Source organism: Halorientalis sp. IM1011, assembly GCF_001989615.1.
Lineage (GTDB): Archaea > Halobacteriota > Halobacteria > Halobacteriales > Haloarculaceae > Halorientalis.
In genome coordinates this window covers 2,643,585-2,658,887 of record NZ_CP019067.1, presented here as the reverse complement: position 1 = coordinate 2,658,887, position 15,303 = coordinate 2,643,585, and the positions used below count along the sequence as shown (strand labels likewise).

The 15,303-nt window shown below is 66.8% G+C and carries 17 protein-coding genes; 8 read left to right on the top strand and 9 right to left on the bottom strand.

What is annotated here, in order from left to right; genetic code table 11:
- Position 1: 1 nt before the first annotated feature.
- Positions 2–736, bottom strand: coding sequence for a hypothetical protein (locus BV210_RS13775; protein ID WP_077207206.1), 735 nt, complete (start codon positions 734–736; stop codon positions 2–4).
- 75 nt (positions 737–811) lie between these two features.
- Here BV210_RS13775 and BV210_RS13770 point away from each other — a divergent pair, with 75 nt between their 5' ends.
- The 7 genes from BV210_RS13770 (at position 812) to BV210_RS13740 (ending at position 6,140) form a co-directional block, all read left to right on the top strand.
- The gene (locus BV210_RS13770) at positions 812–1,222 is read left to right on the top strand and encodes a hypothetical protein (protein ID WP_077207205.1); all 411 of its coding nucleotides are present in this window, start codon (positions 812–814) and stop codon (positions 1,220–1,222) included.
- 59 nt (positions 1,223–1,281) lie between these two features.
- Positions 1,282–1,857 (top strand): hypothetical protein, encoded by a 576-nt coding sequence (locus BV210_RS13765; RefSeq protein WP_077207204.1) that lies wholly within the window; start codon positions 1,282–1,284, stop codon positions 1,855–1,857.
- Positions 1,854–2,300 (top strand): hypothetical protein, encoded by a 447-nt coding sequence (locus tag BV210_RS13760; protein ID WP_077207203.1) that lies wholly within the window; start codon positions 1,854–1,856, stop codon positions 2,298–2,300. The genes BV210_RS13765 and BV210_RS13760 overlap by 4 nt, the downstream gene beginning before the upstream one ends.
- A 46-nt stretch (positions 2,301–2,346) precedes the next feature.
- Positions 2,347–3,186 carry a hypothetical protein gene (locus BV210_RS13755; RefSeq protein WP_077207202.1) on the top strand — a complete coding sequence of 280 codons (840 nt, stop codon included), beginning with the start codon at positions 2,347–2,349 and terminating at the stop codon, positions 3,184–3,186.
- A gap of 46 nt (positions 3,187–3,232) precedes the next feature.
- A complete protein-coding gene (gene radB, locus BV210_RS13750) occupies positions 3,233–3,925 on the top strand; it encodes a DNA repair and recombination protein RadB (RefSeq protein ID WP_077207201.1) in 693 nt (230 codons plus the stop codon).
- A gap of 104 nt (positions 3,926–4,029) precedes the next feature.
- On the top strand, positions 4,030–5,367 hold the full coding sequence (gene hisD / locus BV210_RS13745; RefSeq protein ID WP_077207200.1) for a histidinol dehydrogenase: 1,338 nt from the start codon (positions 4,030–4,032) through the stop codon (positions 5,365–5,367).
- Positions 5,367–6,140 carry an SDR family NAD(P)-dependent oxidoreductase gene (locus BV210_RS13740; protein ID WP_077207199.1) on the top strand — a complete coding sequence of 258 codons (774 nt, stop codon included), beginning with the start codon at positions 5,367–5,369 and terminating at the stop codon, positions 6,138–6,140. Before hisD ends, BV210_RS13740 begins: the two co-directional genes overlap by 1 nt.
- Positions 6,141–6,315: 175 nt before the next feature.
- Here BV210_RS13740 and phoU read toward each other — a convergent pair whose 3' ends face one another.
- From phoU to BV210_RS13710, 6 genes are all read right to left on the bottom strand, one after another.
- A complete protein-coding gene (phoU, locus tag BV210_RS13735) occupies positions 6,316–7,002 on the bottom strand; it encodes a phosphate signaling complex protein PhoU (protein WP_077207198.1) in 687 nt (228 codons plus the stop codon).
- 49 nt (positions 7,003–7,051) lie between these two features.
- Entirely contained in the window at positions 7,052–7,975 is a 924-nt protein-coding gene (pstB, locus tag BV210_RS13730) for a phosphate ABC transporter ATP-binding protein PstB (protein ID WP_077207197.1), read from the bottom strand.
- A complete protein-coding gene (gene pstA, locus BV210_RS13725) occupies positions 7,972–9,609 on the bottom strand; it encodes a phosphate ABC transporter permease PstA (protein WP_077207196.1) in 1,638 nt (545 codons plus the stop codon). Before pstA ends, pstB begins: the two co-directional genes overlap by 4 nt.
- Entirely contained in the window at positions 9,606–10,649 is a 1,044-nt protein-coding gene (gene pstC / locus BV210_RS13720) for a phosphate ABC transporter permease subunit PstC (RefSeq protein WP_077207195.1), read from the bottom strand. Before pstC ends, pstA begins: the two co-directional genes overlap by 4 nt.
- On the bottom strand, positions 10,646–11,722 hold the full coding sequence (locus tag BV210_RS13715) for a PstS family phosphate ABC transporter substrate-binding protein (RefSeq protein WP_216640626.1): 1,077 nt from the start codon (positions 11,720–11,722) through the stop codon (positions 10,646–10,648). The genes pstC and BV210_RS13715 overlap by 4 nt, the downstream gene beginning before the upstream one ends.
- Positions 11,723–11,828: 106 nt before the next feature.
- On the bottom strand, positions 11,829–12,878 hold the full coding sequence (locus BV210_RS13710; RefSeq protein ID WP_077207194.1) for a PstS family phosphate ABC transporter substrate-binding protein: 1,050 nt from the start codon (positions 12,876–12,878) through the stop codon (positions 11,829–11,831).
- 297 nt (positions 12,879–13,175) lie between these two features.
- On the opposite strand from BV210_RS13710, the gene BV210_RS13705 reads away from it, so the two are divergent.
- Complete coding sequence (locus BV210_RS13705) at positions 13,176–14,171, top strand: phosphate uptake regulator PhoU (protein WP_077207193.1); 996 nt, start codon at positions 13,176–13,178, stop codon at positions 14,169–14,171.
- On the opposite strand, the gene BV210_RS13700 is transcribed toward BV210_RS13705, so the two are convergent.
- Positions 14,172–14,774, bottom strand: a complete 603-nt coding sequence (locus BV210_RS13700) for a DUF4382 domain-containing protein (protein WP_077207192.1) — start codon at positions 14,772–14,774, stop codon at positions 14,172–14,174. It lies immediately after the preceding gene.
- A 95-nt stretch (positions 14,775–14,869) separates the two neighbouring features.
- Complete coding sequence (locus tag BV210_RS13695) at positions 14,870–15,244, bottom strand: 30S ribosomal protein S8e (RefSeq protein ID WP_077207191.1); 375 nt, start codon at positions 15,242–15,244, stop codon at positions 14,870–14,872.
- Between the last annotated feature and the right edge of the window lie 59 nt (positions 15,245–15,303).

Below are 15,303 nucleotides of genomic sequence, written 5' to 3'. Positions count from 1 at the left end.
GTCACTCCCCGTCGTCGTTGCGGTGTTCCGCCAGTGCCTCGGGAATCGTCAACTCCCCGGCGGCCACGCGGCGGGCCAGTTCCTCGTCGATGGCGCGGTTGGTTTCTGACTGTTCGCGCGAGCGCTCCTTGATCCGCTTGATCTCGCCAGCCGTGGGTTCGATGTCCCGGGACTCGACTTCCTCACCCTCGATCCGGGCGATGTTGACCGCCGCGAGTACGTCGCCCATCCCGCGCGCGCCGGTGCCCAGATACGGCGTCGTCCCGGTCTCGTCGACGAGTTCGATGGGCACGTCGGGCAGGTCGTCGATGATCCGCGCGCCGGTCATGCGCGCGCCGTCGCCGATCCGGACCAGGGGGTCGGCGGCGTCTTCGAGTTCGTCGGCGACCACGTCGGCTGTCTGGGCAGCCGGGACGTGAAACGCCGCCACAATCGAATCCCCGACCGTGACCGCGATTCCCGGCCGGTCGCCGGGGTCGATCCCGACCACGGTTCGGCCGTCGCCACCGCGCAGGACGGTCAGCACCTCGTCGATGGCCCGTCGCGGGTCGTCGGGATCGGCGGTGACCACGGGCACGTCGGCGTCGGGATCCCCGTCCGGGCCGGTGACGACGACCGACGCCCGGTCGGGGAGGTCTTCGCCGGGTTCGACGGTGGTGAAGGGGACGCCGCGGTCGCGCAGCTCGTTGACGACGCCGTGGTACACCTCGAAGTCAGCGGTCGCGACGACGATCACACCCCGAGTTGGCGGGCCGGCGTCTTAGTCCCATCCAACCGCAACCGCTTTGGGGCGAGGTCCGAACGCCCCACCATGGACGTGGAGTTCGAGGCCGGGCCGCCCGACGCCCTGCGCCGTCGCGTGACGATCCTGACCGGCATCCCGGCCCTGCTGGCGACCCTCGCCGGAACGCTCGGCCCGTTCGTCGTCGACGTGCCGGGCCTCACCAACCTCATCCTCCTCGGCGGGGTGTGGTTGCTCGGGAGCTGGCTGCTGGGCCACCGCGACAGCTACCACCTCTCCGAGACTGGCCTCCGGCGGTCGGGTCGCGTGTGGACCCGGATCTACGACTGGGACGACTTCGATGGGTACGAGGCCAGCGACGACGCGATGGTACTCTACCGGTCGGGTCCGTGGCCCGCCGTCCGGTTCTCGCTCTCCGGCCTCGACGACCCCGACCGGGTGCGCGAGGGCGTCGCCGAGCACCTGTCGAACCACCGGTGACCGTCACTGGATAATCCGTCCGAGAAAGATTTATTCCGGCCTGGTGCGCTAGACCGGACATGGACGAACCGGCGTCGGAGTTGACCGCAGACGGGGAAGAGCGCGGGGACCGGCCGGACTTCGACGCGCTGACGCCTCCCGACGAGGTCGTTCGCGGGGATCGAACGCGGGACGATTTTCTCGACGCCGTACTCGGACTCGACAGTCCGGCGACGGCGAGCGAGGTCGCGGACCTCGCAGGGCGCGGTGCGGACGCCGCGCGGGAGTACCTCCAGTGGTTCGACCGGATGGGGATCGTGACGAGGGTCACCGACTCCCCGGCCACTTACGAGCGGAATCAGGCGTACCTGAACTGGCGACGCGTCCAGACGCTCCGCGACGAGTACACGACCGACGAACTGCTCGACTTCCTGGAGACGGAAGTGGACCGGGCCGAGGCGCTGGCGGAGACGTTCGGCGTCGACTCGCCGGACGCGGTGTCCATCTCGGAACGGGCCACGGAGGACGGTCGCTCCGTCGAATCTGTGTGGCAGGACCTCGCCGCGTGGCGGACGGCCCGCCGACGGATCACGCTCCTCGAACGGGCTGTGACGCGGGACGAGGGGAACGAGACGGATCAGCGGACGCCCGTATGACCCGCGGGGGTGAGACGAGGCCGGACGGCGACGGCCGCGGCGCACCGATAGACTTCGACCGACTGGAGACGATTGCGGAGCGACTGGCGACAGACGACCGGTTCGTCCAGATCGAGCGCGAGCCCGAATTCGCGCCGGACAGGCTGGTCTGTACCTACGACGACCGGTTCTACCCGTCGACCGTCCGGACGGCACGCCTCGATATCGCGTGGTACGAGAACGGGGACTTCTCGATCCACTATCACGAGGACCACGATGCGGGGACCTTCGACCACCGCTGGGACCGCCATCCGTCCGACCACAACGCTCGCGAACACGTCCACCCCGGACCGGATGCACCGACACCTGGCGACGACACGGCACACCCCGATGACTGGCGTGACGTGCTGTCGGAAGCACTCGCCGAGATCGAGCGCCGCCAGCGCGCCTTCTGGACGGCCTAACCCCGTCACCCCAAAGGATTTGAGCCTGTCAGTCGAACGAACGGACATGCACGAGACGGTCCGCCAGCCCGCCCTCCAGTCGCCGGACCGGCCCGATCCGTTCTTCGCGTTCGTCGCGGGTCTGTACGTCGCCCTGCTGGTCGCGCCGGCGCTGGTCGCCGCCATGGCGGTCGCGCTCCCCGCCGATCCGAGCGTCCTGTACCTGAGTTTCCTGGCCGCGCTGACGGTCGTCACGGCGGTATCGACCGTCGCGATCGGACGGCTACACGGCCTCCCCCAACGACTCGGCGCGTCACGGCTGGTCTGGATGCTGGCCGTCGTGCCGATCGTCGCGGCCGCGACGTATTTCGTTAGCCTCCACCTCGTCGGAGGCGTCGGGATAGCCGGTCTGTTCCTCTCGCTCGTCGGGTTCGTGGTCGGGGTGGGGCTGGTCGCGATGAGTCGGACCAGATACGTGCGGGCCGCCGTCGACACGGACACCGTCCGCGTGGAGTGGAAAGCCGGCTGGCCCCAGCCGCTCCGGACCCGACTGCAGGTCGGGGCCGCAGCCCTCTATTTCGGTGGGATGGCACTGCTGTTCGGCGGTGAGTTCGTCGGCCTCGGCTCGTACGGGTGGCTCGGCGCGGTCGCGTTCGTGCCGGGCGGCGCGGCTATGGGCTGGGGCCAGCCACAGCGCTACCGGCTCTCCGCCATCGGAATCGATCGGAGCAACCACATCCACCGCCGGCTCTACGAGTGGGACGCCTTCGAGTCGTTCTCGGTCACCGACGACGCGGTGATCCTCCGGCGGTCGGGGCCGCGACCCGCCTTCCGGTGCTGGCGCGAGGAAATCGACGACGAGGCGGAACTACTCGACGCGCTGGACGACCACCTGCCGCGGGCGTGAGCGACGAGTGGGAGCGTTTTTTGGGGGTGCCGCACAATCGTCGGTCGTGAGCGAGCCGATTCCCACCGGTTGCCAGGCCGTCGACGAGTTGCTGGGCGGCGGGTTCGAGCGCGGCGTCGTCACGCAGTTGTACGGCCCGCCGGCCGCTGGCAAGACCAACCTCGCGCTGTCGGCGGCCGTCGAGACCGCAGCACGCGGCGACTCCGCCCTCTTCATCGACACCGAGGGGATCTCCGTCGACCGGCTCGAACAACTCGCCAACGCCCGCACCGAAGACGTCGAGGACCTCGCCTCCCGGATCATCGTCTCGGACGTACTTGACTTCGACGAGCAGGGCGAGGCCGTCCGGGACGCCGAGGAGTTCGCCGATCAGGTGGAGTTGATCGTCCTCGATTCGGCGACCGGGTTCTACCGCATCCGCCGGAGCGAAGACGACGAGGCGGGCGACGCCCTCCGGACGGTGGCCCGGCAGGTGACACATCTGCTCTCTTTGGCCCGCAAACACGATCTGGCGGTCGTCATCACCAATCAGGTGTTCACCGACCCCGACAGCGACCGTGCGCGGCCGCTGGGCGGGCACACGCTGACCCACTGGTCGGGTGTCGTCCTCCGACTCGAACGGTTCCGCGGCGGGAACCGGCGGGCGACCCTCGAAAAGCACCAGGCCAAACCAGCGGGCGAGACGATCCAGTTCAAGATCACCGGCGAGGGACTGCAGAGCGTCGAGGACGTGCCGTAGGTTTCGGTCGACCTGTCACCGATCGAACCAGTCACGGTCTCGACCCTATACGGCCGCTTCTCGGCGGAGTAGCCTTTTGTAGGGTGCGTGTGACGCTTGGTCCCATGTCGAGAGAGTACCTCAAGGAGGCCGGCGACGCGTCGCTCGAGATCCCGCGTGACGTGACCGACTCGGTACGGGACATCGTCGACACCGTCCGTGAGGACGGCGACGAGGGACTGCGGGAGCTCACACGGACGTTCGACGACGTCGACCGCGAGGAGTTGCGAGTCAGCGACGCGGAGATCGCGGCGGCCGCCGAGGAACTCAGCGAGGCCGAGCGGCGGACGATCGACAACACCATCGAGAACGTCCGGGAGTTCCACGAGGAACAGCAGTCGAACCTGAACGGATTCGAGCGGGAATTCGCCGACGGCGTCACGCTCGGAACGCGCCTCGTCCCGATCGAGCGCGCGGGCGTCTACGTCCCTGGCGGGCGGAAGCCGCTGGTGGCCGCCCCCGCCATGACGATCGTCCCGGCGGTCATAGCGGGGGTGGACGAGGTCGTCGCCTGCGCGCCGCCACAGGGAGACGGATCGGTCCAGCCCGCACAGCTATACGCCATGGATCAGGCCGGGGCCGACGAGATCTACGTCGCCGGCGGGGCGCAGGCCATCGCCGCGATGGCCTACGGGACCGAGACGATTCCGAGCGTCGACAAGGTGACCGGCCCGGGCAACGTCTACGTCATCGAGGCGAAGCGGCAGGTGTACGGCCACGTCGGCATCGACTTCCTCGCCGGCCCGACGGAGGTGCTGATCGTCGCCGACGAGACCGCCGACCCGGAGATGGTCGCGACGGACCTGCTGGCCCAGGCCGAACACGACCCGCGCTCGCGCGCAGCGCTCGTCGCGACCGACCGCGAGACCGCCGAGGCCGCCGTCGAGGAACTCCACGAGCAGTTGCCGACCCTCCGGACCGAGGACATCGCCGAGCAGTCCTGGGAAGACAACGGCGAGGTGGTCGTCGTGGACGATCGCGAGGCGGCCGCCGCGGTCGCCAACGACTGGGCACCCGAACACCTCCAGGTGATGACCGACGACCCGCGGGACCTGATGGACGACCTCCGCAACTACGGGTCGCTGTTCCTGGGCCACCACGCCCCGGTCGTGTTCGGCGACAAGGCCGTCGGGACGAACCACACCCTCCCGACGCTTGAGGTCTCCCGGTACAGCGGCGGCATCAACGTCACGACGTACCTGAAAGTGCTGACACACCAGGAAGTCACCGCCGAGGGCGCGGACGGCATCGCGCCGTGGGCCGCCAAGATCTGCGAACTCGAAGGGACCCACGCTCACCAGATCTCCGCCGAGAAGCGGATCACGACCGACGACGGGCGCAGCCTCGCTCGCGACCTCGACCTCGAATCGGGCGGGGGCGTCGACCTCTCGGAGGGCGAGTGATGCTGTCAGGGACGACGGCGTTCGTCACCGGCGCGAGCCAGGGAATCGGCCGCAAGATCGCAGTCACGCTCGCCGACGAGGGCGCGAACGTGGCGCTCGCGGCGCGGAGCGACGGCATCCACGAGACGGCCGACGAGATCGGCGACGACAATCGGACCCTCCCGGTCGAGACGGACGTGACCGACGAGGAGTCGGTCGCCGCGGCCGTCGAGGCGACCGTCGACGAGTTCGGCGGCCTCGACTCCCTGGTGAACAACGCGGGCATCGCGGGGCCGACCGCGCCGGTCGAGGACGTCAGCGTCGAGGGGTTCGAGCGGACGATGGACGTCAACGTCACCGGCGCGTTCCGGTGTGTCAAGCACGCGGCCCCGCACCTCCGAGAGAGCGAGCGCGGGAGCGTGGTCACCATCTCGTCGATCAGCGGCAAGCGACCGCTGGAGAACCGGACGCCGTACACGGCCTCGAAGACGGCCGTCATCGGACTCACGCGAACGCTGGCCTTCGAGTTGGGCGAGGACGACGTGACGGTCAACGCGGTCTGTCCCGGCGCGACCCGTGGGCCGCGCATCGACCGGGTCATCGAGGCGCAGGCCGACCAGCGGAACCTCTCCTACGAGGAGGCCAAGCGCGAGGTGTTCACCGACGATACCGCGCTCGGGCGGCTCACCGAACCCGAGGACGTGGCGCGGACGGTGGCCTATCTCGCGAGCGAGGACGCCCGGAACGTGACCGCGCAAGACGTGAACGTCGACGCCGGGACGGTCTGGTACTGAAGAGATAGTGCGGTCGGGCGGTGCGGTCGAGCGGTGCGGGGCAGGCGAGCATCCGCGCGCCCTCGGCGCGCGGTTCACTCCGAGCGAGCGCGTGCGCTCGCTCGGAGCGGTTTTTCCCCCAAGTTTTTGCAGGAGGGGGTGCGCGGAGCGCACCCCCTCGCTGTAAAAAGTGGGTTCAGTAGATGAGATCGTCGTCGTTCTCGACCATGTAGAGCGTCCGGGCGGCGATGTTGACGGCGTGGTCGCCGACGCGCTCCAGGTCGCGGATGGTGAGGAGGAGCCGCGAGACTTCGGTCATGAAGGTCTCGATCTCGTCTTCGTTCAGGTCCTCGCGCTCTTCGAGTTCGGTCTCGATCAGATCCCGAACGACGAGTTCGGAGGCGGTCTCGCAGTGGGCGTCGATGTCGTCGTCGCGCTCTGCGATGGCGAAGCAGGCCGCTGGGTCCTGTGCGGCGTAGGCGTCCATGGCGTCCTCGACCATGTCCAGCGTTTCGTCGCCGATGGACTGGATGTCGACGTCGGGGAACACGTCCCGTTCTGCCTCCAGCGCGTACCCGCCGAGGTTGGTCGCGAGGTCACCGATGCGTTCGAGGTCGGTGATTATCTTGAACGTCGCGGCGATGAACCGCAGGTCGCCGGCGACGGGCTGTTGGAGGGCAAAGAGATCGATACAGTCCTGTTCGAGGTCGAGGTAGAGCTGGTTGATCTCGTGGTCGCCCTCGATGACCTCGCGGGCGAGGTCCGGATCTTTCTGTTCGAGGGCGTCCAGTCCCATCCGGAACCGTTCGAGGACGACTTCGCTCATGTAGAGGACGTCGTCCTCTAGCTCTGCGAGTTGCTCCTGGTAGTCCTTGCGTGGCATGGGTGTATGTGTTCGAGTGTCGGTTTAGGTGTTGGGCGAGTGTCTGACGCTATCCGAACTTGCCGGTGATGTAGTCCTCGACGCGCTGGCTCTCGGGGTTCTCGAAGATCTTGTCGGTGTCGTCGTACTCGACGAGTTCGCCGCCGGTGAGGAACACGGCGGTCTGATCGGAGATCCGGGCCGCCTGCTGCATGTTGTGGGTGACGACGACGACGGTGTAGTCCTCCGAGAGGTCCTCGATGAGGTCCTCGATCTTGGCGGTGGCGATGGGGTCGAGCGCGCTCGCGGGTTCGTCCATGAGGATGACCTCGGGGTCGACGGCGAGACAGCGGCCGATACAGAGCCGCTGTTGCTGGCCGCCGGAGAGACCGAGCGCGTTGTCACCCAGGCGATCGCTGACTTCGTCCCACAGCGCGGCCTGCTTGAGCGACCGCTCGACGAGTTGCTCCTCCTGTTCGCTGTCGTCACGGCCGAGCAGGCGGGCCAGCAGGCCGGTGTTCAGGTCGCCGTGCTTTCTGGGTCCGTAGGATATGTTCTTCCGGATCGACTTCGGGAACGGGTTGGGGTGCTGGAACACCATCCCGACGCGTTTGCGGAGTTCGACCAGGTTCGTTCCGTCGCCGTAGATCTCCTGGCCGTCGAGTTCGACGGAGCCGTCGACGGTGGCGCTGTTGATCCGGTCGTTCATGCGGTTGAGACACCGCAGGAACGTCGACTTCCCACAGCCCGACGGGCCGATGAGCGCGGTCACGCTGTTCTCGGGGATGTCCATGGAGACGCTCTGCAAGGCGTGGTCGTCCCCGTAGTGGACGTCGAGGTCGGACACCGACAGTTTCGGCTGGCCGCTGAAGGAGTAGTTCGTCCACGCGTCGCGAGTGCGCTCCTGGCTCTCGCCGGCCGGCGTGACGCCCGAATCGACGTCTGTCTCGATACCGATGCTATCGTCCTCCGTTGTCGCCTGTGTGTCACTCATTGGTGTAGTTTCTTCCGGAAGTAGATTCGTGACGCGATACCGACGGCGTAGAAGCTGAGCACGACGAGCAGCAGGACCAGCGCCGTGCCCCACGCGAACGAGAGGTTCTCACTGAGACCGGCCGAGATGACGGTGTACAGCTGGAGCGGCAGTGCGCTCGCGGACTGCACCAGATCGATCGTGGGGACGGTCACGAACGGGAAGGACCCGGTGAAGGCGAACGAGCCGGTGATGACCTCCGGGGCGCTGGACGGGAGCGGTTCCCCGAGCGTGACCAGCAGGATCGGCGCGGTCTCGCCGGCGATCCGTCCGACGCCGAGGATGACGCCGGTGATGACGCCGGGCATCGCGGCCGGCACGACGACGCTTTTGATCGTCTGCCAGCGGCCCACACCCAGCGCGGCGCTTGCGTTTCGGTAGTCGTCGGGGACGCTCTTCAGCGACTCCCGGCTGGTGATCAACACCAGGGGGAGCAACATCGATCCGAGGACGATCTGCCCGGCGAGAATCGAGTTCTGGTTGCCAAAGCGAGGCACCAGGAACGCCAGCCCGAACAGCCCGTAGACGATGCTCGGGGTGCTCCAGAGGCCGTTCGTCGAGACCTCGACGAGCTGGGTGAACCGACCCTGCTCGGCGTACTCGGTGAGGAAGACGGCGGCACCGACCCCGAGCGGGACAGCCATCACGACCGCGCCCAGCACCAGCCAGACGGTGCCGACGATGGCCGGGAGGATGCCGTTGGGCGCCTGCCCGAGCGGGTGGTACGGTTCCATGACGAACGGCCAGTAGAACCAGAGTTTCGGGCCGTTGACGGCGACGTACTTGTCCCAGATCGGGACGTGGACGTGGAAGTAGTGGTAGAAGTCCAGATACAGACCCCACTGGATGCCGTCGGTCATGGGTCCGAAGCCCTTCCAGACGACGAAGGCCACGACCATGACGAGCACCGACAGGATGGCGATCACGGTGGCCCCGATCAGCGCGTAGGCCCCGTTCTGCCGGCCGCGTGCCCCGAAGCCGCCGTAGGCGCGAGCGCTGACCCAGACGGCGATCAGGCCGCCGACGACGGCGAGCAGCGGGACGGCGATCACGCCGGTGATCGTCCCCGACATGCCGCCGGGCTGCCAGCTGAATCCGGGTGCGATCACACCGGTGGCGATCAGCCCACCGGAAAACAGGAGATAGACGCCGGCCGGGACTGTCGCGCCCAGATCCTCCCGGGCGACGGCGGTCCCGAACGCGACGCCGACGGCGGCGACGAGCGCGAGCACCGGCCACAACATCGACAGGCCGAGCGTCTGTGAGGTCACCAGACCGACGACGACCAGCGTCAGCAGCCCGTAGCTGACCCCGGTGACCAGCCCCGTCGTCGGGCTGGGTGACGTCTCGATCAGTTCGGCCGCCGACAGGACGCCGGCGGCGAGAATCGCCAGACCGAGTGCGGCGAGCAGGCCGCCGACGAGCGTCGCGACCTGCACGCCGGCGACGGTCGCGGTGGCCGGAATCACCATGAACAGGCCGGCGAATCCGAGGACGGTCGCGACCGCGGCGAGTGCGACTATCACGGCCGACACCGCCTCGAAGGTGGACGTCTCGCCCGACGTGAGCGAGCGCGTGCGTGTCTCCATGCTCATTCGCTCCCACCCAGTTTGCGCTGCATGTGCGACTCGATCAGTTGCGATCCGATTCCGAGGAACATGACGGTGATGAAGAGGACGACACCGGCGGCGAACAGCGCCGAGAGGTGGGTCCCGCTCGCGTTGCCGTACTGGCTCGCGATGAGACTCGTCAGCGTCACCGTGTTCCCGAACACGTCGGTCAGTGGGTCCGGCAGTTCCGTGATGTTACCGAGGATGACCGTCGCGGCCATCGTCTCGCCGACGACCCGGCCGACGCCCAGCAGGACGGCCGCCGAGACGCCCGAGAAGGCGGCGGGGATGGTCACGGTGGTCGTGGTCTGCCAGTCGGTCGCACCCAGCGCGAGAGCCCCGTCCTTTGTCGCGTCGGGGATGCTCGCGAGCGCGTCCTCGGCGACCGAGACAACCGTCGGCAGGGCCATCAGGCCGACGACGATTCCGACCGCGAAGAAACTCCCGTAGTTCGATAGCTGGAGTTCGGTCATCAGGTACTCGTTGAGCAAAACGAAGCCGAGGAAACCGTAGACGATAGAGGGAACACCGGCCAGAATTTCGATCGCCGGTTTGGTGATCTCGCGGGCCCAGCCCGGTGCCATCTCGCTGATGAAGACCGCGCCCGCGACCCCGAAGGGGCCGGCGATACACATCGCGATGATCGTGGTGACGAAGGTTCCCCACATCATCGGGATCAGCGAGTAGATGTCCGATCCGGGTACCCAGAACGGCTCGCTCGTCTCGAATATCCCCAGCCCCATCAGCTGGAAGGTCGGGAGCGACCTGAGGATCAGATATACCGTGATGAGGCCGAGGATCAGGATCGTCGAGACGGTCGCGAGGAAGGAGAGGTACCGGGCCGTGCTCTCGCGGTAGGTAACCCATCCGTAGGCGACGACCGCGAGAAAGCCCAGAAGCGGATAGAGCGTATAGCCCGGCACGGCCAGGAAGGCGGCGAGCGCCGCCAGCACGGTAATACTTCCCAGACCGCCGACGATCCGGGTCCCCTGGTCGACGTTTTCGAGACGCGCCGTGACGCTCATGACTGTGTGTCGGGGAGTGCGTCGAGCTGGTTTTGCTGGCGTTCCTCGGTGAGCGTCGAGTACCCGGCCGTCTCGACGAACGTCTGCTGCCCGAAGTCGCTCAGGATCATCCGGAGGAAGGCGGCCTCCTTGTTCGAGGTGCCCTCGTAGGTGTAACAGTGGAGATCCCGGCTGAGCGGGTAGTCGGGGTCGCTGAGGTTCTCACCGGGGACGTACTCGGTGCCGCTGAACTCCATGCCGATCGCCGGTGCCGAGTCGTCGACGAAGGCGAGCGCCATGTAGCCGATGGCGTTGTCGGACTGGCTGACCAGGGATTTGACCCGCTGGTTCTGGCCCTTCCGGGCGTCGGTGACCATCTCGGCGTCCGGGCCCCCGAGCAGGTTCGTCCGGAAGGCGGTGTCGGTCCCGGACCCTTCCGCGCGGCCGACCGCCTGGATCTCCCGATCGGGGCCGTCGTAGCTGTCGATCTGTGACCAGCGAGTGATCTCGCCGCGGTAGATACCCCGGAGCTGCTCCGCGGTGAGCATCGTTACGCCGGCCTCGTAGACCTCGCGGCTGACGACGATGGGCTGGGCGTCGACGCCGACGACGTGGTCGACGAACTTGTTCAGTTCGTTCCGACCCATGTCGGGGAACTCGGCCGACACCGGCGCGCTCGCGTTTCCGATACTCCGTTTCCCGGACTTGAGGTTCTCCAGTCCGGTCCCGGAGTGGCTCAGGCCGACCGTCACGTTGTACGGCGGCACGGAGTCGCCGTCGGCCTCGAAGCCGTACAGGCCGGCCCAGTAGTCGGCGAGTCGCTTGTCGGTCGTGATGCCGTACTGGGTCGGCCCCCAGTACTCCATGTCGGTCGCCGGGTAGTTGCCGGTCCAGTAGGACGCGGCCTGGTTCACGATCGGGAAAACAGTCGATGAGCCGCCGGTTTTCAGTGTCTCGTCCGCGCTCTGTCCATCCGCCCGTCCCGCCTGCCCTGGCGGTGTCGAACTCACACTGATACAGCCTGCGACGGCCGCCGTGAGTCCGGCCGCACCCGCCAGCACTGTTCGCCGGTCTACCGGAGTGTCCCGCATCATCGAAGCTGTATCCAGAGTATTACTAAATACCCTACTATTACATCTATATAGAGAAACGTTCCCACAGCCTCGTCATGTCTGATAGTCTAAAGGATAGCGGAGCCGCTCAGACCTGGTCGGGGAGCTTGTCGCGTTCTTCCTGGCGACGCTGTGTGGGAAGCGTGAAGTAATCGTTGGGCGCGACGAAGTTCTGCTGGCCGTACTCGCTCAGCAGCATGTTGATGAAGGCCGCCTCCTTCTTCGAGGTCCCCTCGTAGGTGTAACAGTGGAGGTCTCGCGACAGCGGGTAGTCCTTGGCCCCGAGGTTCTTCCCGTACTCGTAGGTCGTGCCCTCCAGTTCGACGGCGATGGGCGGGACGGGGCCGTCGGGTTCGACGAACGCGAGCGCGAGGTACGCGATTGCGTTGTCGGACTGGCTGACGAGCGTGTTGACCTGCTGGTTCTGGCCCTTCCGGGCGTCGACGCCGCCCATCGACGCGTCCGGATCGCCCAGCAGGTTCGACCGGAACGCGGTGTCGGTTCCGGACCCTTCAGCACGGCCGACCGCCTGAATCTCCTTGTCCGGGCCGCTGTAGCTGTCGATCTGTGTCCAGTCGGTGATCTCCCCCTGGTAGATCGCGGCGATCTGGTCGCCCGTGAGCTCCGTGACGCCGGCGTCGTAGATCTCGCGGCTGACCACGATCGGCTGGCCGTCGACACCGACCACGTGATCGACGAACGTGTCGAGTTCCGAGTCGCTGGCGTCGGGAAACTCGTCCGCGACGGACGCGCTGGCGTCGCCGATATCGATCTGTTCGTTCCGTACCTTCTCCAGGCCTGTGCCGGAGTGACTCAGTCCGACGGAGACCTCGAAGGGCGGGCTGGAACCGTCGGCCGGCTCGAACCCGTACAGTCCGGCCCAGTAGTCGGCCATCCGCTCGTCGGTCGAGATGTTGTACTGGCCGGGGCCCCAGTACTCCTCGTCGTCGGCCGGCGGGTTCGAGCTCCACACCGACGCCCCGTCGCTCGTGATGGGATACACCGTCGACGAACCACCCGCCTTCAACTGTCCGGGACCGCTCCCGTCCGCGTCGCCGCCGCCGATACAGCCGGCGAGGATCGACGTAGCCGCTGCACCCGTTCCAACCAGAAACGCCCGCCGTGATTCGTGTGTCATCACCGGAGACGAACGGGGCCTATTGAAAGTACTCTTCTAATATGTATATTTAGGAGGTCGAGCGCCTCGAACCGGCTCGATAGCGGTTTGATCCACATTTTGTTTCCACACCCCTCCGCATACATACGTTTTCGAAAGAGACCACCATTGTATTCCGCATCAGTATATAGACGTTCGACCGGTCTCCCGCCGAATTAGCTGCTACCACTGATCGATGACGGAAAGGATCTATTGCTTCCGTACATGTATTATATATTCTCACCATATTTTATCAGGAGGGAGTCTGAATGGCCGTCCATGGAGACGCGCAAGGTGCAGGTCACTGGTGGGTCGACGTACACCGTATCGCTCCCGAAAGACTGGGCGACGAGGAACGACGTGAGCGCGGGCAGCGTCGTCGAGTTCCACGCGGAGGGGGACTCGCTCCTGCTCTCACCGAAGACCAGCGACGAGCGGACGGAGGGGACCCTCGACGTGAGCGGACTGGAGGGAGACCAGCTCACGCGGGCGGTGATGACGATGTACGTCAGCGGCTTCGACATCATCAGGCTGGAGACGCCCCGGGTCAGCGCCCAGCAGCGCCGGACGATCCGGCAGGCCACCCAGGGGCTGGTCGGGCTGGAGGTGATCGAGGAGACCAGCGAGCGCGTGGTGTTACAGGACTTGCTGGACTCCTCGGAGCTGTCCATCCACAACGCCATCACGCGCATGCGACTGGTCGCGTTGACGATGCTGTCGGACGCGGTCGATGCTCTCGTGGAGAACGACGACGATCTGGCACACGACGTGCGCGAGCGCGACGACGACGTGGATCGACTCTGGTACATGATCTCCCGGGTGTTCCGGTCCGTGCTGCGGGACCCGACGGCGGCCTCACAGATCGGGCTGCCGCGGGAGACCTGTTTCGACTACCAGTCCAGCGCCCGTCAGCTAGAGCGGATCGCAGACCACGCCTCGAAGATCGCTCGGCTGACCCTGGAGGTCGGCGACGTGCCCGAGGAGATCGCCGAGGGCCTGTACGAACTCCGCGAGGAGGCGCTGGCGGTGCCCGAGACGGCGATGGACGCCCTGCTCGAAGACGACGCCGAGGAGGCCACGCGGCTGGCGACCGAGGCACGGTCGCGCATCCGTCCCATCGACGACAGCGCCCGGGAGATCGACGACCTCATCCACCAGATGGACTCCCAGACAGCGCAGGTGCTGGGGCTGGTGGTGGACTCGCTGTCACGGACCGCCGACTACGGGGGCAACATCGCCGAGAGCGCGCTGCAGAAGGCGGCACCGCGGCCCTGATCAGGCCGTCGTCGCCGTCGATTCGTCCTCGTAGCTGACTTCGACCCCGTCCGCGACCGGCTTGATCAGGTAGCGACCGGACCGACCCTGCTTCACGGGGGTGAAGTCCGCGAGGAACGAGGTCCGCTGGTCGGCGCGGATCTCGAACCGCTCGTTGAACTTCAGCGGTGCGTTACCGGGAGTCTCGACCGTCGCCTCGTCGCCGCCGGTGAGTCGAGCCTCGACGACCTCCCCGACGACGAGTTTGAGATACTCGTACTCCCCAGTCTCCAGTTCCGTCTCGTCGATCAGCGACGTGTCGCCGTCGGCCAGTTCCGTGAGGTCGACCTCCGTCTCCTCGATGTCGATGGTGCGTTCCCCGTCTTCGCCGTCCGACGCCGTGCCGGTCACGGTGTCGTCGGATACGGTCCCGTCCCCGGCCCGGGTCGTCCGAAGTCCCGTGAGTCGGAGTACGAGCGTCTCGAAATCGTCGATGTCGCTCGGCTGGTCGGTGACGCTCGTCGCCAGCGTCCCGGTTTCGATCTGACCGTCACCGCTACAGCCAGCGATCGCGGTCCCGGCGGCGGCGATACCAGTCGCTTCGAGGAACTGCCGTCGATCCATACCGCGACCTGGCGCTCGCCGGGGAAGTACCTGCTGGCCGTCAAAAATCGTGGCCGACACGACGAGTGGATACTCGGGCCGGCCCGCGAGTGAGATTACTCCTCGACGAGGACGCCGTTGACCTGGCCGTTCTGGCCGGGACGGGAGGTGACGCGGACCCGACCTTCGCTGGTCTCGAGGATCGCACCCTTGGTGATGATGTTTCGGCGGGCGTAGTTGGGGTTGGCGTCGTTTTCGGCGACGTTCTCGATCTCGGCGGCGACGACGTCGCCGTCCGTGGCGACGCTGGCGGTGTCGGCCTCGATGGCGCGGACCTTCTCGGTGTTACCGCGCTTCTCGACGAACTTCAGCTTCGCGTCGCCGACCTGTGTCTCGGTCGGCTCGTCGCCGAGTTCGTGCTTTTTCTTCTTGTGGTTCGGTCGCAGCCGACCGCCGGTACGCTTGCGCGGGGAACGTCCCTGGTCTTTCATACCCGAGGATTCGCGGGCGACCACTTGAACCTCTCGACTCACCAACGGTGGACGCCACC

What these genes read in the sequence shown, in the direction of transcription:
- hisD (WP_077207200.1), top strand. Translation starts at nt 4,030, where the DNA reads ATGTCGAGAGAGTACCTCAAGGAGGCCGGCGACGCGTCGCTCGAGATC.
- phoU (WP_077207198.1), bottom strand. Translation starts at nt 7,002, where the DNA reads ATGCCACGCAAGGACTACCAGGAGCAACTCGCAGAGCTAGAGGACGAC.
- BV210_RS13715 (WP_216640626.1), bottom strand. Translation starts at nt 11,722, where the DNA reads ATGATGCGGGACACTCCGGTAGACCGGCGAACAGTGCTGGCGGGTGCG.
- BV210_RS13765 (WP_077207204.1), top strand. Translation starts at nt 1,282, where the DNA reads ATGGACGAACCGGCGTCGGAGTTGACCGCAGACGGGGAAGAGCGCGGG.
- pstA (WP_077207196.1), bottom strand. Translation starts at nt 9,609, where the DNA reads ATGAGCATGGAGACACGCACGCGCTCGCTCACGTCGGGCGAGACGTCC.
- BV210_RS13760 (WP_077207203.1), top strand. Translation starts at nt 1,854, where the DNA reads ATGACCCGCGGGGGTGAGACGAGGCCGGACGGCGACGGCCGCGGCGCA.
- BV210_RS13700 (WP_077207192.1), bottom strand. Translation starts at nt 14,774, where the DNA reads ATGGATCGACGGCAGTTCCTCGAAGCGACTGGTATCGCCGCCGCCGGG.
- BV210_RS13710 (WP_077207194.1), bottom strand. Translation starts at nt 12,878, where the DNA reads ATGACACACGAATCACGGCGGGCGTTTCTGGTTGGAACGGGTGCAGCG.
- pstC (WP_077207195.1), bottom strand. Translation starts at nt 10,649, where the DNA reads ATGAGCGTCACGGCGCGTCTCGAAAACGTCGACCAGGGGACCCGGATC.
- BV210_RS13755 (WP_077207202.1), top strand. Translation starts at nt 2,347, where the DNA reads ATGCACGAGACGGTCCGCCAGCCCGCCCTCCAGTCGCCGGACCGGCCC.
- BV210_RS13770 (WP_077207205.1), top strand. Translation starts at nt 812, where the DNA reads ATGGACGTGGAGTTCGAGGCCGGGCCGCCCGACGCCCTGCGCCGTCGC.
- BV210_RS13705 (WP_077207193.1), top strand. Translation starts at nt 13,176, where the DNA reads ATGGAGACGCGCAAGGTGCAGGTCACTGGTGGGTCGACGTACACCGTA.
- BV210_RS13740 (WP_077207199.1), top strand. Translation starts at nt 5,367, where the DNA reads ATGCTGTCAGGGACGACGGCGTTCGTCACCGGCGCGAGCCAGGGAATC.
- pstB (WP_077207197.1), bottom strand. Translation starts at nt 7,975, where the DNA reads ATGAGTGACACACAGGCGACAACGGAGGACGATAGCATCGGTATCGAG.
- BV210_RS13695 (WP_077207191.1), bottom strand. Translation starts at nt 15,244, where the DNA reads ATGAAAGACCAGGGACGTTCCCCGCGCAAGCGTACCGGCGGTCGGCTG.